General features: G+C 27.2%; 21 protein-coding genes. 1 reads left to right on the plus strand and 20 read right to left on the minus strand.

Features of this window, described 5'->3' with window-relative positions; all coding sequences use genetic code 11:
• Positions 1-550 precede the first annotated feature (550 nt).
• Complete coding sequence (gene ytfJ / locus H8S10_RS08160; RefSeq protein WP_055265772.1) at positions 551-976, plus strand: GerW family sporulation protein; 426 nt, start codon at positions 551-553, stop codon at positions 974-976.
• Positions 977-1070: 94 nt separating this feature from the next.
• On the opposite strand, the gene scpB is transcribed toward ytfJ, so the two are convergent.
• The 20 genes from scpB to H8S10_RS08265 form a co-directional block, all read right to left on the minus strand.
• On the minus strand, positions 1071-1688 hold the full coding sequence (gene scpB, locus H8S10_RS08165; RefSeq protein WP_186838543.1) for an SMC-Scp complex subunit ScpB: 618 nt from the start codon (positions 1686-1688) through the stop codon (positions 1071-1073).
• Complete coding sequence (locus tag H8S10_RS08170; protein ID WP_055265776.1) at positions 1681-2445, minus strand: segregation/condensation protein A; 765 nt, start codon at positions 2443-2445, stop codon at positions 1681-1683. Before H8S10_RS08170 ends, scpB begins: the two co-directional genes overlap by 8 nt.
• 68 nt (positions 2446-2513) lie before the next feature.
• Positions 2514-3173, minus strand: coding sequence for a hypothetical protein (locus H8S10_RS08175; protein ID WP_186838544.1), 660 nt, complete (start codon positions 3171-3173; stop codon positions 2514-2516).
• Between the two features lie 12 nt (positions 3174-3185).
• The gene (locus H8S10_RS08180; RefSeq protein ID WP_186838545.1) at positions 3186-4097 is read right to left on the minus strand and encodes a permease; all 912 of its coding nucleotides are present in this window, start codon (positions 4095-4097) and stop codon (positions 3186-3188) included.
• A gap of 22 nt (positions 4098-4119) precedes the next feature.
• Positions 4120-4743 carry a GTP-binding protein gene (locus tag H8S10_RS08185; RefSeq protein ID WP_055265782.1) on the minus strand — a complete coding sequence of 208 codons (624 nt, stop codon included), beginning with the start codon at positions 4741-4743 and terminating at the stop codon, positions 4120-4122.
• A gap of 14 nt (positions 4744-4757) precedes the next feature.
• Positions 4758-5702 carry a GTP-binding protein gene (locus tag H8S10_RS08190; RefSeq protein ID WP_186838546.1) on the minus strand — a complete coding sequence of 315 codons (945 nt, stop codon included), beginning with the start codon at positions 5700-5702 and terminating at the stop codon, positions 4758-4760.
• Positions 5703-6620: 918 nt separating this feature from the next.
• Positions 6621-6989, minus strand: a complete 369-nt coding sequence (mgsA, locus tag H8S10_RS08200; protein ID WP_055265788.1) for a methylglyoxal synthase — start codon at positions 6987-6989, stop codon at positions 6621-6623.
• Between the two features lie 86 nt (positions 6990-7075).
• A complete protein-coding gene (locus H8S10_RS08205) occupies positions 7076-7705 on the minus strand; it encodes a hypothetical protein (RefSeq protein WP_186838548.1) in 630 nt (209 codons plus the stop codon).
• 104 nt (positions 7706-7809) lie between these two features.
• The gene (locus tag H8S10_RS08210) at positions 7810-9033 is read right to left on the minus strand and encodes a D-alanyl-D-alanine carboxypeptidase family protein (protein WP_055265792.1); all 1224 of its coding nucleotides are present in this window, start codon (positions 9031-9033) and stop codon (positions 7810-7812) included.
• Positions 9034-9124: 91 nt separating this feature from the next.
• Complete coding sequence (locus H8S10_RS08215; protein ID WP_055265794.1) at positions 9125-10429, minus strand: pyrimidine-nucleoside phosphorylase; 1305 nt, start codon at positions 10427-10429, stop codon at positions 9125-9127.
• A gap of 22 nt (positions 10430-10451) precedes the next feature.
• Positions 10452-11621, minus strand: coding sequence for a phosphopentomutase (locus H8S10_RS08220; protein WP_186838549.1), 1170 nt, complete (start codon positions 11619-11621; stop codon positions 10452-10454).
• 56 nt (positions 11622-11677) lie between these two features.
• Complete coding sequence (locus H8S10_RS08225; RefSeq protein WP_055265798.1) at positions 11678-12556, minus strand: tyrosine-type recombinase/integrase; 879 nt, start codon at positions 12554-12556, stop codon at positions 11678-11680.
• 71 nt (positions 12557-12627) lie between these two features.
• Entirely contained in the window at positions 12628-13263 is a 636-nt protein-coding gene (spoIIM, locus tag H8S10_RS08230; RefSeq protein ID WP_055265800.1) for a stage II sporulation protein M, read from the minus strand.
• Positions 13264-13344: 81 nt separating this feature from the next.
• Positions 13345-14016: an HD domain-containing protein gene (locus H8S10_RS08235; protein WP_186838550.1), complete on the minus strand. Its 672-nt coding sequence runs from the start codon at positions 14014-14016 to the stop codon at positions 13345-13347.
• 198 nt (positions 14017-14214) lie between these two features.
• Complete coding sequence (gene spo0A, locus H8S10_RS08240) at positions 14215-15021, minus strand: sporulation transcription factor Spo0A (RefSeq protein ID WP_186838551.1); 807 nt, start codon at positions 15019-15021, stop codon at positions 14215-14217.
• A gap of 244 nt (positions 15022-15265) precedes the next feature.
• A complete protein-coding gene (gene spoIVB / locus H8S10_RS08245) occupies positions 15266-16456 on the minus strand; it encodes a SpoIVB peptidase (RefSeq protein ID WP_055265806.1) in 1191 nt (396 codons plus the stop codon).
• A 179-nt stretch (positions 16457-16635) separates the two neighbouring features.
• Positions 16636-18336 (minus strand): DNA repair protein RecN, encoded by a 1701-nt coding sequence (gene recN / locus H8S10_RS08250; protein ID WP_186838552.1) that lies wholly within the window; start codon positions 18334-18336, stop codon positions 16636-16638.
• A gap of 23 nt (positions 18337-18359) precedes the next feature.
• Positions 18360-18809, minus strand: a complete 450-nt coding sequence (locus H8S10_RS08255) for an arginine repressor (RefSeq protein WP_055265810.1) — start codon at positions 18807-18809, stop codon at positions 18360-18362.
• Position 18810: 1 nt separating this feature from the next.
• Positions 18811-19662, minus strand: coding sequence for an NAD(+)/NADH kinase (locus H8S10_RS08260; protein ID WP_055265812.1), 852 nt, complete (start codon positions 19660-19662; stop codon positions 18811-18813).
• Between the two features lie 41 nt (positions 19663-19703).
• The gene (locus H8S10_RS08265; RefSeq protein WP_055265814.1) at positions 19704-20513 is read right to left on the minus strand and encodes a TlyA family RNA methyltransferase; all 810 of its coding nucleotides are present in this window, start codon (positions 20511-20513) and stop codon (positions 19704-19706) included.
• Between the last annotated feature and the right edge of the window lie 11 nt (positions 20514-20524).

The following is a 20524-nucleotide window of genomic DNA, read 5'->3' on the forward strand; positions in this document are numbered from 1 at the left end:
TATTTTTATAATTTTATTACCAATTCCAATAAAGGTTAGTGCCCATTATAGCAATGATAATTATTATTTAAAGCTATATGGAATTAATCTTTATTCTAATAATGATGGTATCATACGTAAATTACTAAATCGTAAATCTAATTCTTCTAAAAAAAATAATAAAAATCAAAAAGTAAATAATGCTAAAACTAAAAATAAAGAAAGTAATAAAAAATCATTTTCAATGAAAAAAGTTTATTATAGGCTAAAAATTAATAAGTTTAAGCCTTCAATAAAATTTTCCCTTTTAGGAAATTATAGTTTTAGTGACGCTGCATTAACTGCTATGTCATATGGATTTTTTAGCAATTTAAACTTTATATTCCTTAAAGTTTTTTCTGATTTTTTTAAAGTAAAAAAATTTAACTATTCCTTAAATCCAAACTTCAAAAATAAATTTAATATTAATTTGACTTTAAATTGTATAATTACTTTTAATTTTGCACAAATTATTTATATATTGTTTTTGATACGAAAAAAGGAGGTGTCCCTATAGTTTTAGGGCAAAGCTATGGAAAATAAACACGAACTTGAGAATCTTATGAGAAGTACTATGGAAAATTTAAGAGATATGATAGACGTAAATACCGTAATTGGTGATACTATAGAAACCGCTGACGGGAATTATATAGTTCCAATATCAAAAGTTTCTTTTGGTTTTGCTTCTGGTGGAAGTGAATTTGGAACTTTAGCTAAAAGAGATGATTTTGATAAATATCCTTTTGGTGGAGGGTCTGGTGCAGGTGTAAGTGTTAAACCAGTAGCCTTTTTAGTTATAAGAGGAGATAGCGTTAAGTTGTTACCTATGGATTATGATACAACAGTAGATAGAATTGTAGATTCAATTCCTGATTTTTTAGAATCTGTTAAGAGTTTATTTAAGTCTAATAACGAACCACTAAATAACTCAAATAATAATAACCTTAACGACCTTTAATATGTAATTATAAATATCTTATAAATATATTATTTCCTTTATTAATTAATTTTTATCTACATTTAAAAATAAAAGATAGGATTCTTCCTATCTTTTATTTATCTATATCTTTAAAAACTTGATCCATTAATTCTATTGATTCCTCTGTCTCTTTATCTTCATAAAGATCTAATGACGGAAGCTCTTTAAGATTTTTTAATCCAAATTGTCTTAAAAATTCATCAGTAGTTCCATAAAGAATTGGTCTACCTGGAACTTCTAGTCTTCCTACTTCCCTTATTAAGCTTCTTTCAACTAATCTTTGAAGAGCAGATTCTGATTTTACTCCTCTAATTTCATCTATATCAATTCTTGTAATTGGTTGCTTATAAGCAATTATTGCTAAACTTTCTATTGAGGCTTGTGATAATGAATGTTTTCTATTCTTTTTTAATAACTTTTGAATATAATCAGAATTTTCTTCTTTAGTAACTAATTGATATCCACCATTTATCTCAATTAATCTAAGTCCTCTATCTTCCTTTTTATATTCTTCCATCATTTCATTTATTATTTCTAGTATAAGCTTATTATCTATTTCTAAGTTTGCCATTAATTCTTTAGCCGGTAATGGCTCTCCACTTACAAATAACATGGCCTCTATTGCAGACTTCATTTTAGGCTTAATCGATACTTCTTCAAACTCAAACTGTTTTTCATCCACCCTATTCATTCTCCCTTCTTCTTTTCATTAGTATATTTCCAAAGTTATCTTCTTGATAAACTTTTATTACTCTTATTTTAATAAGTTCAAGTACTGCTAAGAATGTAACTACTGTTTCCATTTTACATTCACTTTCCATCATAATAGATGAAAACTCAACAACTTCATCATTTTCAAACTTTTTAATCAGAGTATTCATTTTATCTTCTATTTTATATTTATCTACGTATATTCTTTTTTGAACTACATTTGCAACATTTTGTTTTTCTCTATAATTCTCAAGTATTCTATTGTAAATATTATATAAATCTAACAAAGTAATATTTTTAAAAATATCTTCAAAGCTTTCAACCACTTTTTCTTCTGGTTTTTCTACTTCTTCTATTACTTCCGGCTTTTTACTATAAACCTCTCCAGCACTTGTATATCTCTCTTTAAAGAATTCAGATACACCTTTAAATTTCTTATATTCTATAAGTTTTTCCATTAAGCGTTTTTCGATATCTTCTTCGTTTTCTTCCTCTTCTTCCTTTACTTTAGGAAGTAACTTCTTTGATTTAATTTCAATTAACGTTGCAGCTATTACTACAAACTCAGATGTAATCTCTAAATCCATCTCTTTCATTTCATTAAGAGATTCTAAATATTGATTGGTTATTTTATATATTTCTACATTATATATATCCATCTTATTTTTCTTAATTAAATGTAATAACAAATCAAAGGGTCCTTCGAAATCTGCTACTTTTATCTTTAGCAATTCCATATATAACTCACCTCATTACAGTTAAATGCTATAACTATAATATCAATTTTAATAAAAAAGAACAAGCGTTATAGCTTTTCATGAAAATATATTTCAATTGGTTCATCTATCTTTTCGTATTCTATACATTCTAAGTATGTTTCATCAATATATTCTACTTTACCAATTACTTTAACCCATGTACCTTTATTAATATTATTAATTCCCTTAACTTTAATTTGTATTAGTGATTTATCTGATTGGCAACAATTTACTACTTCTCTTCCTAAAATTATTTCATTATCATTATTCGTTTCATATACAAACCCTGTTAGCTCAATAATAGAATTATTATACTCATCCATATTATATAAAATTTCATAGTTATCATTAGTTACTTTTATCATACCTTCATATATATTTTCATTGAGCATACTTACATTATTTTCTACAGCTTTCAAACTCTTGTAATTAGGCATAACATATAAAAATACTGCACATAAAACAATTACTGAAAGTATAGGATAAAATTTGTTAGTAATATAATTCCTATTTCTCACTGTAAATATTTTTCTACTTTGGGCCAAAGCATACAACATTAAAATTATTACAGACATATTGAAATATATCATCATTTTACTACTTATAAAGTATGTTATCTTTCCTGATACCTTTAAATATATCATTAATATAATAAGTGTTAACTGAATTATAAACCAAATAAACTCATCCATATTAAATTTTTTCATATTCTTCCTCCTTTACAGTATTGATATAAGTAAAGCAAGAGCTGTAACTAATATTGTTATAATTAAAATTAATCTAGAAGCAAACCTATTCTTAAATACCCCAAAAGCCAAAAACGCATTCTTTAAATCCATCATAGGTCCCATTATCAAAAACCCTACTATTGCTCCGACTCCAAAGTTGTTTAAAAATCCTTTAACTACAAAAGCATCAGCTTCAGAACATAATGACAATATAAAAGATAAGCCTATCATAAATAAAACACCAACTAAATTATTAGTATTTATTATTGCTATTACTTCATTATTCATCAAAGCTACAAATATGCTTGATATAAATGCACCTATTATGAAATACACACTAATATTTAAAAATTCATTTGATCCATGATTTATTAGATTTAATATTTTCTCACTTTTGGTTGTTGCAAATTTATTACTTACACAACAATCACATCTAATTGTCATTATATTTTCTTTTAAAATAACTTCTTTCTTTTTACCATTATATAAATACCCCATAATTAAACCTACTAACAAAGCTATTAATGCACCACCTAATGTCCTTAATAATACTATTGATATATTATTCGGAAATGCATAGTATGTAGACATTATAACAATTGGGTTAACTATTGGCACAGCAAGCATAAAGCTAATTCCAATACCTACTGGTAACCCCTTTTTTATTAAGCTTCTAGTAATTGGTACTATAGCACATTCACATATTGGAAACAATATCCCTGAAAGAACAGCTCCTAAATAACCTAATATACTCACTCTAGGAATAAACTTTCTTATTAATTCTTCTGTTAAAAATACTTGAATAATTGCAGAAACTAAGGAGCCTATTATTATAAATGGTAGCGATTCTACCACTATACCTAAAAAGCTCCATATAAAACTCTCTAAAATACTTGTATCCACCATACCACACCTTTTCTAAAATTTAATTTCTCTCTCCCCTTATGTTCATATATAATCTTTTAATTCTTTTTTTACTAAATAAGTTACTTTTCATTATTGTATTTCCTATATCTTCATTATTTTCACATTTTAAAATATGTCCGTTTAAATTAATCTTCTTTATTAATGATATAATTTCATTAATCTTGTCCTCTTTTTTGTCAAAACAATTATTTATAAGTATTAAATTACTACTTTCTAAAGCAGGTATAATAAAATCTCCCATATTTAAAATATAAGATTCTATTACATTTGCATCAGCTATAAAATAAATATCATTTATCTTATATTTTTTTCTTGTATTATGGATACTTAAAGTATATTGTAATTCTTCAAAAGATTCTGTTCCATTATACTCTATTATGATTCTTGTACAATTAGATTCTTCTATAGTATTATTTATAAAAGAATCTAATTTACAAATCTCATCATCATACATAAAAGTTTTAACATTAATAAAATCTTTTCTTATCTTTGTTTCACCATCTTCTAATTGTATAACTACCACTTTTTCATCATTTGTAATAGTTTCGGCAATAATATTATTTATAAATACACTTTTTCCACTTCCTAAAAAACCTGTGACAATATCTAGTTTTACTTTCATAATTTCACCTATTATTACTGAAAAAATCTTTTTATTTCATCTTTATTTAAATCTACACCGATAAAAGATATAATCCCATCACCTTCATAATTTACAGCTTCAATTGAAAATTCATCTAAAGAAAAATCAAATTGCTTCATTGTTTCATCATTAAGTTTTACTATACCTTTAGCTCTTATAATTTCCCCAAAGCTATGTGTATTAGCTACAAAATTAAATTTACTAATAAGCTCTTTTTCAGAAATTGCTCTATTTAAGCTCATAGCAAATGTTTGGAATGTATCATCTGCAGAATCAATATGAGCTGATACTCCTTTATTATTTTTAACATAGGCTCTTCTAAAAATCTTATTATCACCTTTCCTATGCTCTCCTATTGGAATAAGTTCTTGTGCATTTACTTTACTCCACTCTTTATCTACTACTATAGCTTTTGAATTCAAAGCTTTAATATCAGCTACTATCTTATCCAATTTATCTTTATCTATAAATTGTACCCTACTAATAACTATTACATCAGCAGCTTTAATTTGATCTACGAAGAACTTTCTAAAATTATTTAAGTATATATAAAATCTTTCTCCGTCTACAACTGTAATTAATTTATCTATCTCTACAACTTCACTAAGTTCTTTTTCTTCAAATACTCTTTTTAATTCACTAAGTTTAGCGACACCAGTAGGCTCAATTATAAGCCTATCAACTTCATAATTATTAATAATATTAGATATAGCTTTTTTAAAATTTCCACTTACTTGACAACAAATACATCCTGAATTAATCTCTGTAATTACAGTGTTTGTTTCTCTTAAAATAGCACCATCGATACTTACTTCTCCAAATTCATTTTCAACTATAGCTATCTTTTCTCTATAATACTTATCATTAATTAACTTTTTAATAAGTCTTGTTTTTCCTGCGCCTAAAAAACCTGAAAATACATCTACTTTAACTTTCATTTTTACTCACATCCTCTAATTACTATCCTTAAACCATTTTATGTTTTTGATATTATAAATATGTTTAAAGTAACTTTTTTTATCATATTATCCCAGTATCTTTATATACTTTAATATAATAATTGTTATATTGAGGATGGTGTTTATGAGTAAGTTTTTTAGCTTAAGTAACATAGAGGTAAATTATCAAATAACTTTCTTTGAAAAGTTCACCCCTATCTTTATTCTTATATTTATAATAATTACACTTTATTTAATGAGGAATAAACTCAGAAATAATAAATTATTAGATAAAAAACTTAGATACTCTTTTGCTATAATATCTTCAATTTTTCTAACACTTTACTATATATTAGAATGGTCTAGTAATGGAGTAACTGTATATAATCTCCCTCTTCATATTTGCTTTATTAGTAATATCCTTTGTATAATATTATGTTTTACTAAAAATAAAAATCTGTTTAATTTTGTTGTCTTTACTGGTGTATTAGGTGGAATAAGTAGCCTTTTAGCACCTGAATTAGATCTTTCATTTAAATATTTTAGATACTACCAATTTATGATTTGTCATCTATCTATCATTTTAATTCCAATCTATTTTATTTTTATTTACAAATATACCGTAACTATAAAAGATACTTTTAAAGTTATATTTCTAACTGAAATTCTAGGAATTTGTCTTGGTATATTTAACGAAATATACGGTTCGAATTATATGTTTGTAAGCTTTACTTCAAATTATGCTGCTAAAGATTCTGTTTTATCTTACATAGGAGAAGGATATTTTTACTTTATAAATCTACAATTCCTATTCCTAATTACAATGTTATTATGGTACTTAATATTAAAATTTAGCTATAAATATTTAAAATAAAAAAAGCCAGCAAAGCTGACTTTTTTTATTATGTATTTATTTAACTACTTTATAGTTGTTGCCTCTAGTAAAAGCTCTGCAGTTCCAATATTTGTTGCTAGTGGTATCTTATAAACATCACATAATCTTAATAATGCACTAATATCTGGTTCATGAGGTTGTGCAGTAAGTGGGTCTCTTAAAAAAATTACCATATCAACTTCATGTTCAGATACTAAAGCCCCTATTTGTTGATCTCCTCCTAATGGTCCACTCTTAAATCTTTTAACTTGTAAAGATGTATTCTCCATAATTCTTAATCCTGTTGTTCCTGTAGCAACTAAATCCATATTTTTTAATATGTCTTCATTTTTCTTAGTAAATTCTATCATTTCTTCTTTCTTCTTATCATGGGCTATTAACGCTACCTTCATATACTCTCCTCCAAAAATTTTTAATTTTTTATTGTAAATTATAAGTTATTCATCTTGCCTATTGCTTAAAACAATACTTATAATTTCTATATAATATTAACTAATAACTTGTCTTTATCTTGAACTATAGTAATAGTAAACTTTGATAAAGATAAAAAGTTAATATTATCCCCTGAAATATATCCAGTCATATTTAAAATAACTGAATCTTTTATTCCCTCAACTTGTCCATCATAACTAACTTTAGAAAGCCTAAAATAAATTGGATCTTCATTATTTAAATACATCTGCTCTCTTAAAAATTGTAATGATTCTTTTAATCTATCTTTTTCATCATTATTAGCTTCTTTATATCCTACATCATATTTATCATCAAGAGTTATTAAATAATTATAAACGCTTTGATCTCCAGATAAATATTTCTCAATAAAATCATTAGCATAGTCTACTTCCATATACTTACCGGTTTCATATATATTATTAGTTAAGTTATTAAATACTTCCTCACCTTTTTCGTATAATGTAATATCTTGATTTTTCTCATAAACATTATCTAAACAATTAAATACAGTATAATTTTCTTCAATTATTTCTTCATCTTTCTCTACTTCTTCTGTATACATTCCATTGTTATCTATACTTTCTTTATTTTTATTACTACAACCTATAGTTAGCATAGTAATTATAATCAAAGCTAAAATACTTATTCTTTTCATAATATCCACTCCTATAGCTTGATTATATCATATAATGCATATTTGTATAAACAAATCAAGCACATAATATACAAAATTTAGTATATTATGTGCTCAAATTTTTATTAGATACCTTTTTTAAATAGATTTTTCATATTATATTTGAAGTTATCTAGGAAATTAGCTTTTTCTACATCTCTATCTGCATAAAGTAATCCTTCACCAACTTTGTTTTCTCCCATATAAACTTCACATTTTCCTACAACTTCTCCCATAGTATATGAGTCTTTTAACTCATCTAATACTACTTTAGTTGTTGGTTCACCATCAGTTCCTTTAGGTACTACAATAACTAAATCATCTTGAGATTTTGCTATAAAGAATCTGTCGGTATTCTTGCCTAAATAAATCTTTTCTACATCAGCATCTTTATCAAAAATCTTTTTGCCTTCAAATTTTGAGAAACCATAATTTAGAAGCATGCTAGCATCTCTATTACGCACCTTGTATGTTGGCGCACCCATAATTATACTTAACATTCTTACACCATCATGAACTGCTGTTGCAGAAATACAATATTTTGCTTCATCAGTAAATCCTGTTTTTAGACCATCACATCCATTAAAGAAACGAACTAACTTATTATGATTTACTAATTCTATTGGAGTTTTACGACCTTCTGATATTGTTTCCATGTATGTTCCAGTATACTTTAAAATACCTTTATGTTTTAAAAGTTCCATTGACATTGTTGCAATATCACGTGCGGTTGAAAGATGTCCTTCTACAGGTAATCCATTGCAATTTTTAAAAGTTGTATTAGTCATTCCCAGCTCTTGTGCTCTTTTATTCATCATTTCAACAAAAGCTTCTTCTGTACCACCTAAAAACTCCGCCATAGCAACTGCAGCATCATTTCCTGAAGCAATAGCAATTCCTTTTAATATTTCTTCTACTGTTCTTACTTCTCCTGTATCTAGTAGCATTGTGCTACCACCCATTTTTTTAGCATTTTCACTACAAGTTATTTTGTCTTGTAAAGATATTTTACCACTATCTACAGCTTCCATAGCTAAAAGCATTGTCATTATTTTTGTAACTGACGCTGGAGCAAACTTTTCATCTATATTTTTTTCATACAAAATAGTGCCACTTATTGGCTCCATTAAAAGTGCACTTCTCGCTTCAACTACTATATTACCCTCTTCATACACTGAATTAGTAGTAATTTCATCGTAGAATTCTTCCTCTAAGTTTTCTCCATTTAAGCTTGCGCTAACTGTAATATTGCTTAAAGATAATAAACATAAAAGTACAAAAGAAATAATTTTAATAAAATTTTTGTTCATCTATGTTCCTCCTTTCAAGCTTATTATTACCAAAAGAAATAAAAATATGATAGAAAGAATTATTATTTCTCTCTATCATATTTTTTTATAATTATCTAATTATTTCATATACTACTGGAATATTTAAGTCATAACTATCATTTATAGTTATATTGCTTAATATATCCTTTTTAGCTTTTTCTATCTTATCTTCGTTATTTGCATGAATATAAGCTAGAATATCACCTTTAGAAACTTTATCTCCACGTTTCTTATTTAAAACTATACCAACAGCTAAATCTATTTCGCTTTCCTTAGTTGCTCTTCCTGCACCTAATTCCATTGCTATTAGCCCAAAAGCTTCTGCTTTAATTTTTGTTATATATCCATCCTGTTGTGCTACTACAGGTTCAATAAATTTAGCTTTTGGTAAAAGATCTAAGTTATCTATTGGTGCCACATCTCCACCTTGAGCTTTTATAAATTCTTTTAGCTTTTCTAAGCCTTTACCATTTTCTATGTTTTGAAGTAATAATTTTCTTCCCTCTTCTACAGTATTAGCCTTCTTTGCGCATACTAACATATTAGAACCTATAGTTAAAGTTAATTCTAATAAGTCTTTTGGGCCATTACCTTTTAATAGTTCTATAGCCTCTTTAACCTCTAAGCTATTTCCTATAGCATATCCTAAAGGTTGATCCATATCAGATATTACAGCTATAGTCTGCCTATCTAAAGCATTACCTATGTTAACCATCTCTTGTGCTAAACTTCTAGCATCTTCTGGTGTTTTCATAAAAGCTCCATCTCCAACTTTTACATCTAAAACTATGGCATCTGCTCCTGAAGCTATCTTTTTACTCATTATACTTGATGCTATTAAAGACATATTATCTACTGTCGCTGTAACATCTCTTAATGCATATAGCTTTTTATCAGCTGGAACTAGGTTTCCACTTTGCCCCATAATTGCTATGTTTATTGAGTTAACATTATTAGTAAATTCTTCTTCTGTTAATTCTACAGAGAATCCTTCAAATGTTTCAAGCTTATCTATAGTTCCTCCTGTATGTCCTAAACCTCTTCCAGACATTTTAGCTACAGGCACATCTAATGATGCTACTAAAGGAGTTAAGCAGATTGAAGTTTTATCACCAACTCCTCCAGTTGAATGTTTATCTACTTTAATTCCATTAATTTTACTTAAATCAATTTCATCTCCTGATTTTACCATAGCCATAGTTAAATCTGCAGTTTCTCTTTTATTCATTTTATTAAAGAAAATAGCCATTAACAAAGCTGAAACTTGGTAATCCGGAATTTCACCTTTTGTAAATCCATCTACAACAAAATCAATCTCTTCTTTTGATAATTCATTACCTTTTCTTTTATTCATTATTATGTCATACATTCTCATAATTAATATTCCTCCTAAGAAACTACTTTAGCTTATCTAAAAAGCTTTCACCTTTAATTTCATTATCTATATTAAATAAATCTAAAATAGTCTTTCCTATATCTGTAAAGCCTTTTCTTGTTCCTAAATCTACTCCACCTTTAAGTTTTTTACCATAAACTAATACTGGAATATATTCTCTTGAGTGATCTGTGCTATCTGTTGTAGGGTCACAACCATGATCTGCTGCAATTATAAGCATATCATCATCGCTCATATTGTTATATATTTCTTGTAATCTGCCATCAAAATCTTCTATAGCTTTTCCGTAACCTTTTGCGTCATTTCTATGGCCATATAACATATCAAAATCTACAAGATTAGTAAAGATTAATCCCTCTTCTACTTCTTTCATATATTCTAATGTTTTATCTACGCCATCCATATTATTTTTAGTATGCACAGCTTTAGTAACACCTACTTTATTATAAATGTCTTCTATTTTACCTACTGCTGCTACTTCTTTACCGTTTTCTTTTAAATATTCAAGCATAGTTTTAGAAAATGGATTTAACGCATAATCTCTTCTATTAGATGTTCTTGTGAAGTTACCTTCTTCACCTATAAATGGTCTTGCGATTACTCTACCTACAGCCTTGTCGCCTACTAACATTTCCCTTGCAATTTCGCACATTTTATATAATTCCTCTATGGAAATAACTTCTTCATGAGCTGCTATTTGAAATACTGAATCTGCAGAAGTATAGATTATTGGGTATCCTGTTTTTACATGTTCTGCACCTAATTCTTTAATTATCTCTGTCCCTGAAGCAACTACATTACCTAATATACCTTTTTGATTTGTTTTTTCTAAAAATTCATTTATTATTTCATCTGAGAATCCTTCTGGATATGTGTTTAATGGTTTATCTAAGATAACCCCTCCGATTTCCCAATGTCCAGTAACTGTATCTTTACCTTTAGAAAGTTCCATAGCTCTACCATATGATCCTTTTGGACTATCACATTTATTAGGTCCATTAACGCCTTCTATATTTCCGATACCAAGCTCCTCTAAATTGTTAATATTTAATCTTCCGCAAACTTTATATATGTTGTCTAGCGTATGGCTTCCAACATCACCATATTCCTTTGCATCTGGTAATTCTCCTACTCCTAAACTATCTAATATAACTAGTATAGCTCTCTTCATTTTTGTTTCTCCTTTCCTACTCTTAAATATGCTCCCTATACTCATGTCTTATTGCCTTATGCTCTCGGATGGGAGTTCTTGTAAACTAAATTTATCTTATCATTGTTTATTATTTCATAGTAAGTATCCATATATGTTAGGACTTGATTTCCTAATAATTTTTGTACTGCTCTTACATTAGCTCCATTTTGTAATAAGTGTACAGCAAATGAGTGTCTGAAAGTATTTAAGTTTACATCTTTCTTTATTCCAGCTTTGTGAGAATACTCTTTTACTATTCTCCATACACCTTGTCTAGTTAATTGTTGACCATTAAGATTTACAAAAAGATTATCAACTCCACTTGCTGCAATAAGATCTCTTATCTTTAAATATTCTTTTATTGCATTTTTAGCACTTCTGCCAATAGGAATTACTCTTTCATAATTTCTATTATCATGACATACAACGTATGATAAATCAAGATTAACACATTCTACTTTTAATCCTATTATTTCTGATACCTTCATACCAGTTGCATACATAAGTTCTAATAGTGCGTTATCTCTTATACCTTTATTACAATCCTTATCCACTACCTTTATTATCTTATCAACTTCTTCAACTGTAAGAATTTCTGGAAGTTTCTTTGTGCTATCAGTTGCCTTATAATATATTTTAGGAATATCTCTTATTATCTTATGATCTTTTAAAAAATTATAAAAACTTCTTAAACTAATTACTATTCTATTTATTGACCTTTCAGATTTCCCTTCATCTAATAGATATTGTATATAATCAGATACTGTGTTATTATCTGATTCATTTAGATAAATATCCTTGCTATTTAAATATTTAATATATAAATTTACATCTGTAACATATGCATAAACAGTATTTTCACTTTTATGGCTTTGTAACAATGATTCCCTATACTCGTTTACTATCTCTTTCATAATTCTCCCCATTCCCATCTAATTTATATAATTCGACATTTTTTTATATTTCCCTCTATATTTATATTCTGTTAAACAATTTTATAAACATTTGTTAAAATAAACTTAATTAAGTTTGGACAGAGATAAGTTTCAACTATCGTACCAACAATAAATACACACAAGAATACCCCTACTTTAAAAATTATTTCCTTCTCTACTATTGTATTTACTTTTCCTTTATTAAAGAACCTATCTCTAAGTTTCATTGAAGAAAATTGTATAAAAACTATACTTAATGCAATGAAACATGGTATATAAATTATGTTCTGAGGTAAAGTCGATGCTACTGCAAGCCAAATTCCCTTTCCATCAAAGCTAGTTAATAAAAAACTAAATGTATAACCTAAGGTAAATCCCTTAATTAAGTCTATTAATAAAATTAATGGGGCACCAAAGATTGTAAAGCCAAATAATACGATTGCTGTTAGCAGAATCAAATTTTTCTTTAAGACATCTAGTAATAAAACTTTTGTGTTAACTTGCTCTGAAACTATACTTTTAGTAAAAGTTAAAAAGTAATCTGTTAAGTCAGTAGCATCATTATAGTTCATATACTTAACCATAAAAGTTCCTAAAGTAATTCCTACACAAAAAAATATGAATACCATAAAATAAAATATTTTATTTTCTTTATAATTATGTTGTGCCTTATTAATTATATTCATTTTAATCCCTCCAAAATCATTCTACATTGAATAATATGACGAGATTAACAGTATTATTCATAAGTGAATATATGTAAAATACTATTTATTTAAATTTTTCAGTATTTTTTCAACATTTTCCTTAGCTTGAGTTACATCTACATTATAATTTCTTTTTAAAATATCTAAGATTTCTAGTACATCTAAAACTTCCTTACTCTTTTCTTCATATGTTTCTTGATTTCTTCCTAATCTATCAGAAATAAATAATAATGCCATATCATTAATATCTACATCATTTATCAAGCCTTCAACATTTCCATAAGGTAAGTTTTTTATAATAAATAAATGGTGCATATGATATCTAACCATATTACAAACCTTATCAATTTCATCTTCTTTAATATCGTAGTTTTTTAATATTTTACGAGCTAAGTCAGCTCCAATTTTATCATGATCGTAAGATATCCATCTACCGCTTCTATTTTTTTTAGTTGCTGCTTTTTTTCCTACATCATGTAATAAAGCTGCTAACATTAGACTCTTAGGACTATTTGCATACTCTCTTATAGTAGCAGCTTGATCTACAACTAATAATACATGATTCCACACATTTCCTTCTGGATGGTGTTTTTTTTCTTGTTCTACCGATTCTAATTCTATCAGTATCTCTAAAGGTGTATCTTTTAATGATTCTTTAATACTTTTTAAATAAATTGATGGTTTAGCATCAGCTAAAAGATGCTCCATTATGTATCTTAATAATGTACTCAAATTTATACCTACTTTCTTTTTAACATATTATTTTAAATTTATAATTTTAACTATATTATCCCTCTCTTTTTTATCTATATTACTAAATTACTATTAAGTTATAAAACAATAATAATCAAATAACATAAAAAACAGCAACTAAAATGCATTTAACAAATTAGTTGCTGTCTTAACCATTCTTATTTAGCTTTTTAATTATTAAGAAACTTTATTCTTAAGTCTTAGCTTGTCTGCAATTATAGCGATAAATTCACTATTTGTAGGCTTTCCTTTATCATTATGAACTGTATATCCAAACAATTTGTTGATAGCTTCTATTTGCCCTCTTCCCCACGCAACTTCTATAGCATGTCTTATAGCTCTTTCTACTCTTGAAGCTGTTGTATTGTATTTCTTAGCTATTGAAGGATATAATTCCTTTGTAACAGCAGATAGAAGTTCCATATCATTAACAACCATAGTTATAGCTTCTCTTAAATACATATATCCTTTTATGTGAGCAGGCACACCAATCTCATGGATAATATTTGTAATTTCAGTTTCTAAATCCATTGGCCCATTAGATGACACTACTTCGTTTACAGGTACTGATATAGGTTTCTTTATAACTTCTGTTGTAACAACCCCATTAAACATTTCCCTTATTCTCTTTGTAAAAATATCCATATCAAATGGTTTTACTACATAATAATCTGCACCTAAAGTTATAGCTCTTTGAGTTATCTTATCTTGTCCTACTGCTGAAAGAACAATGATTCTTGGAAATTTCTTTAAATTCATTGAATGTAATCTTTCAAGAACTCCAAGGCCATCTAAATGTGGCATAATTATGTCTAAAACAACTAAATCTGGTTCTTTTTGTTCAATAAGTGCTAAAGCTTCCTTTCCATCTTTTGCAATACCTGTTACAACAATATCTCTCTGATTTAATAAATAGTCATTTAAAATACTGCAAAATTCTTTATTATCATCTGCAATTAATACTGAAATTTTGTTTGATTCCATTTCCCTTTCTCCTTTACCATGATTTTACATAAAAATATAAACCATATTCAATGTTATATAAAAAAACCCTTCAATTTAATAGATTTTTAATTATTTGTAAAATTTATGTTTTTTATAATACAAATCACATTATATTTGTATTATAACACAATAAAAAAAAACATAATAGTCCTTTTTACATAATTTTGAAATTTTTCTGCCTTTTTTTAAACAAAAGCCTACTTTAATAAAGTAGGCCTTGCTTTTATGGTAAAATTTCAGCATCTTTTAACATCCATTCGATATATATACCATATCCATAATCGGGTTTATTTATCAAAACGTGCGTAACTGCACCAATAATTTTATCATTTTGTATTATTGGACTTCCACTCATTCCTTGAACAATTCCACCTGTACGACTTAATAACTCTTCATCAGTTACTTTGATTATCATACTTTTTGCCCCCGGTTTATCTTGAGGCAATAATTTAACAATTTCTATATCATATAATTTTGGACCATCTTCTCCTATAGTTGTTATAATTTTTGCTGGTCCTTCATTTATCTCATTCCTATAACCAACTTGCATAGGTTCATTAAATACAGGATTTATTAATGGTTCAGAGGTCTTTCCATATATTCCTGATCCCATATTTCTACTTATACTTCCAATTGATTCTTTTTCATTGAGGAATAATCCTTTCAATTCTCCAGGAGCTCCTCTTTGACCTTTTCTAACACTTAAAATGGATGATCTAAGTAATTCACCATTTTTTATTGAAAATACTGTATTTGTATCAGAATCTGTTATTGGATGTCCTAATGCACCAAAAGTATCACTATCTTCATGATAAAATGTTAATGTTCCAATCCCTGCAGTAGAATCACGCACCCATAATCCTAATTTATATTCTTCTCCTTCTTTTAAAAGTTTAATTTCTTTTGTTAACTTACTTTTACCTCTTAAAATTTCAACATTTATAAAATCACTATTACTTGATTTAACTTTAGATATCAAATCCTTAGAACTTTCTATGTCAGTTCCATTAACTTTTAATATCATATCCCCTAGCTCTATACCTGAACTTTTACCTGGGCTATCTTCTGTTCCATTTAGTGTCTCCACATTTGAATATCCTACAACTAAGACTCCATTTGTGGATAATTTGACTCCAACACTAGTTCCACCTGGATATACCTCTAAATTTGGAACTGTTTGAACAGCTACAGATTTTATAGGAAAAAGTCCTAAAAAGTCTATATTCAATTTATCGTTATTTAATTTTATTTTGTTTAGAAAGCTAGTATCATGTAATGAAAGGTCTGTTAACTTTGATTCTTCATTAATGTATATTTTATCTGGTATCCTTGAGATACTTAGATAAGTAATTAAAGTCAAAATAAACATTGGAGCAGCTATTATGCTAAAGCGTTTAATGAACTTTTTAATCATTTTATCTCCTCCTCCTTTGCTTCTGACTTTAATTTTCCCTTATAGAATTTACAATATGCTGTAGTAACTTTGTTATTAAAGTTAAAAATTATTAAGAAAAATAATTTTTTATAAAAAAAATAAAACCATGTTTTTTTTCCATGATTTTATTTTTTGCAGTATTGCTTAATCTTATGTAACTATATATGATTTTTTTTAATTTCTTCTTTTTTTAAATCAGCAAATCTAACCATTTCTGAAGCATTTTCTAAAGCTACGCTACTAATTTCATCTCCACCAATCATTTTAGCAATTTCTTTTACTTTTTCATCTTTAGGTAATATCTTAATGCCAGTAAATGTTTTATTATCTTCAACCTTTTTTGATACAAAGTAATGGTTATCTGAAAGTGCAGCTATTTGAGGTAAGTGAGTTATACATAAAACTTGATGCTTTGTAGAAACTTGATACATTTTTTCTCCAACTCTTTTTCCAATAGTACCACTTATACCTGTATCAATTTCATCAAAAATAAGTGTTGGAATTCTATCTCTATCAACAAATACACATTTTAATGCTAACATAATTCTTGATAATTCTCCTCCTGATAAAACCTTCTCTAATGGTTTTAATGGTTCTCCAGGATTTGCAGATACTAAAAATTGAACATCATCATAACCATATTGATTAAAGTCTTCACATAATTCAACTTCTATCTTTATGATTGCTTTTTCTAATCCTACATATGAAAGCTCTTCTTTTATACTTTTCTGTAAAATTTCAGCAGCTTCAACTCTTAATATATGTATCTCTTCTCCAACTTTTCTCATTTGAACTCTTAATTGTTCTAATTCTTCTTTTAATTTATTAATTATAACTTCAGAATTTGTTAACTCTTCATACTGCTCTTTTAAATTTTTTAAATTATTTAAAATATCTTCTATAGAGTTTCCATATTTTCTTTTGTAAATATCTATCTGATATATTCTTTCATTAATTTTAGCTAATTCATTTTCATCATAATATACTTCATCGCCAATATCTCTAATCTCACGTGAAGCCTCTTCTATAACATAATACGCTTCTTCTATTTCAACTCTTCTATTTTTGATCTTCTCTGAATGACCTTCAACAGATGATAACTCACTTATTACCTTAGATAAACCTTCTAATACTGATATTCCATTATTTGAAGTATGTAAATAGCTATAACTTTTAGAGAGACTTAATGATATTTTTTCAGCATTATTAAGAAGATTAAACTCCTCTTTTAATGCTTCATCTTCTCCAATTTTCAAATTAGCTTTTTCAATATCATCTATTTGAAACTTAATATAATCTACAAGTTTTTCTCTATCTTCGCTTCCTTTAAGTCTATTTAATTTTTCTATTAATTCTATATGTTTACATCTTAACTTATCAAATTTACTCAATAATCCTTTTAATTTATCCATATAAAATTCATCTAAATATAAAATATGAGTTCCTTTATTAAGTAAATTTTGATTTTGATGTTGTCCGTGTATATCAAGAAGCTTTTCTCTTATTCTTTTTAATTGTGATAACACAATAGTTCTACCATTTACTTTTATAAAGCTTTTCCCAAAAATTGTAGTTTCTCTTGTGATTATTAACAGTTCATCTTTCTCTATTCCTAATTCGTCTAAAATTTCATATATTTCTTCATTTTCTATAGAGAAAATAGCTTCAACATATGTTTTCTCTTCTCCATATCTTATTAAATCTTTAGAAAACTTTCCACCTAAAACATAATCAATAGTATCAATTAATATAGATTTCCCGGCACCAGTTTCTCCTGATAATATATTAAATCCTGCACCAAATTCAACTGAAAGTTCTTGAATTAACGCAAAGTTCTTTATATTTAATCCTATTAACATTGTACCCCACCTTAATATCTATTTTAAGAAATTATCTTTCTTACCTTTAAAATAAGCTCTTCTGCCTTTTCATCTGTTCTTACTAAAATAAATATTGTATTGTCTCCTGCAATCGTTCCTGCAACATCCTCTGTATAAAGATTATCTATAGCCTCTGCAACTGCTGAAGCAGTACCAGTTAATGTTTTTAATACTACAAACTTATCCACTTTTTCTGCTGAAATTGCTGCATTTTTTAAAATGCTATATAATTTATCATTTAATCCACGCTCTTCTTTACTTGGCGCTACATATCTATATTTTCCTGATGAACTCTGCATTTTTACAAGTTTTAATATCTTTATATCTCTTGATACTGTAGCTTGAGTTACATCAAATCCATTTTTTTTAAGCTCTTCTGCTAATTCTTCTTGTGTTTCAATTTCGGATTGGTTTATTATTTCTAGTACTTTATTATGTCTTTTTGACTTCAAACTAATTTTCCTCCCCTTCTACTTGATTATTTAAGATTTTCTTACGTAACACCTTAAAATAATCATAATCATCTAATAGTAATATTTTTGCATTTTCTTTTGCTTTTTTTATTTTAATAATACTTTTATCAATATTTTTTAAAGATTTTTGTCCATCAAAAGTCAAGTATATCTCTTCACTATAACTATCTGCTTTAATTTCAATTTTACTTTTACTATTTAAAACTATTGGTTGCATACTCTTAGTATGCGGACAAATAGGTGTGATTGTAATTACGTCCATATCTGGATAAACAAATGGACCTCCTGCTGAAAATGAATATGCTGTAGATCCTGTTGGAGTAGAAATTATTAGTCCATCACCTTTAAAAGTATAGTATAACTTATCATCTATAAACACCTTAAATTTCATCATTCTAGATAATGTCCCTCTAGCTATAACTATATCATTTAAAGCCTTATTCACTTCAAAATTACCTTCTATATTACTTTCACACTCTAATAAAATTCTTTCTTGAATTATGAATTCATTATTTTTAATTTTTTTCAAAGCATAATCTAAATTATCTATTTCTATACTTGCAAGAAATCCTAAATTACCGATATTAACTCCTAAAATAGGATAATTGTATTTGTCGTTTATATCCCTCGCTACACCTAAAATAGTTCCATCTCCACCTAATACAATAATTAAGTCAAGCTCTTCATCAATATTAATAGAACTTATATCAAAACTATTTAAAACTGTAATTTTAGAATCTAAGAATACATCATTTAATTTTAATAATATCTTTTCTAGTATTTTCCCATCTTTATCTTTTGAAGGATTTAACGCTATAGCAATATTTCTCATAATATTTCCTTTTTTAATTCTCCTATACCTAAAGCCAGCTATTATAGCTGGCTATGTGATTCTTCTATTATATCATTAATTTTATCTAAACTAAAATCTGATTCTTTTTCTTTATCTTTTGAAAAATACACAAGATATTCTCTATTTCCTTCTGGCCCTTTAATAGGTGAGAAACTCATACCAATTATATTAAAGTCATTTTCTATTAAATAATTAGCTATGTTGGATACAACTTCTTTGTGTACTTCTTTATCTCTAACTACACCCTTTTTACCAACTTTTTCTCTTCCTGCTTCAAATTGTGGTTTAATTAAAGCCACGACTTCACCATTGTCTTTTAATAAATTTTTAACTGCAGGCATTATAGTTCTTAAAGAAATAAATGAAACGTCTATAGAAGCAAAATCTAATTTATCTCCTATATCTTCAGGAGTCACATATCTTATATTAGTTCTCTCCATACAAACAACTCTTTCATCAACTCTAAGTTTCCAAGCAAACTGTCCATATCCTACATCTACTGAAAACACCTTAGCTGCGCCATTTTGAAGCATACAATCTGTAAATCCACCAGTAGAAGCACCTATATCCATACATACCTTATTATCTAATGATATATTAAACTCATTCATTGCTTTTTCTAGCTTTAATCCGCCTCTACTTACGTATTTTAACTCTTCGCCTTTAAATATAATTTCAGCATCTCTGTTAACTTTCTCTCCAGCTTTGTCAACTCTCTGTCCATCAACAAAAACTAATCCAGCCATAATATTAGTTTTAGCTCTTTCTCTTGAATTACATATGCCCTTCTCAACTAAAAGTATATCTAATCTCTCTTTCTTTGATGACATCTTTATCTCCT

Origin of the sequence: Clostridium sp. NSJ-49 (genome assembly GCF_014287725.1) — a bacterium.
GTDB lineage: Bacteria > Bacillota > Clostridia > Clostridiales > Clostridiaceae > Clostridium > Clostridium disporicum_B.

Coding starts and splice junctions, on each gene's coding strand:
- H8S10_RS08215 (WP_055265794.1), bottom strand. CDS start 10,429: ATGAGAATGTATGACATAATAATGAATAAAAGAAAAGGTAATGAATTA.
- H8S10_RS08190 (WP_186838546.1), bottom strand. CDS start 5,702: ATGAAAGTTAAAGTAGATGTATTTTCAGGTTTTTTAGGCGCAGGAAAA.
- spo0A (WP_186838551.1), bottom strand. CDS start 15,021: ATGGAATCAAACAAAATTTCAGTATTAATTGCAGATGATAATAAAGAA.
- H8S10_RS08225 (WP_055265798.1), bottom strand. CDS start 12,556: ATGAAAGAGATAGTAAACGAGTATAGGGAATCATTGTTACAAAGCCAT.
- H8S10_RS08265 (WP_055265814.1), bottom strand. CDS start 20,513: ATGTCATCAAAGAAAGAGAGATTAGATATACTTTTAGTTGAGAAGGGC.
- spoIIM (WP_055265800.1), bottom strand. CDS start 13,263: ATGAATATAATTAATAAGGCACAACATAATTATAAAGAAAATAAAATA.
- H8S10_RS08210 (WP_055265792.1), bottom strand. CDS start 9,033: ATGAACAAAAATTTTATTAAAATTATTTCTTTTGTACTTTTATGTTTA.
- H8S10_RS08260 (WP_055265812.1), bottom strand. CDS start 19,662: ATGAGAAATATTGCTATAGCGTTAAATCCTTCAAAAGATAAAGATGGG.
- H8S10_RS08170 (WP_055265776.1), bottom strand. CDS start 2,445: ATGGAATTGCTAAAGATAAAAGTAGCAGATTTCGAAGGACCCTTTGAT.
- H8S10_RS08205 (WP_186838548.1), bottom strand. CDS start 7,705: ATGAAAAGAATAAGTATTTTAGCTTTGATTATAATTACTATGCTAACT.
- recN (WP_186838552.1), bottom strand. CDS start 18,336: ATGTTAATAGGATTAAATATAAAGAACTTTGCGTTAATTCAAGAACTT.
- H8S10_RS08220 (WP_186838549.1), bottom strand. CDS start 11,621: ATGAAGAGAGCTATACTAGTTATATTAGATAGTTTAGGAGTAGGAGAA.
- mgsA (WP_055265788.1), bottom strand. CDS start 6,989: ATGAAGGTAGCGTTAATAGCCCATGATAAGAAGAAAGAAGAAATGATA.
- H8S10_RS08185 (WP_055265782.1), bottom strand. CDS start 4,743: ATGAAAGTAAAACTAGATATTGTCACAGGTTTTTTAGGAAGTGGAAAA.
- scpB (WP_186838543.1), bottom strand. CDS start 1,688: ATGAATAGGGTGGATGAAAAACAGTTTGAGTTTGAAGAAGTATCGATT.
- spoIVB (WP_055265806.1), bottom strand. CDS start 16,456: ATGATTAAAAAGTTCATTAAACGCTTTAGCATAATAGCTGCTCCAATG.
- H8S10_RS08175 (WP_186838544.1), bottom strand. CDS start 3,173: ATGAAAAAATTTAATATGGATGAGTTTATTTGGTTTATAATTCAGTTA.
- ytfJ (WP_055265772.1), top strand. CDS start 551: ATGGAAAATAAACACGAACTTGAGAATCTTATGAGAAGTACTATGGAA.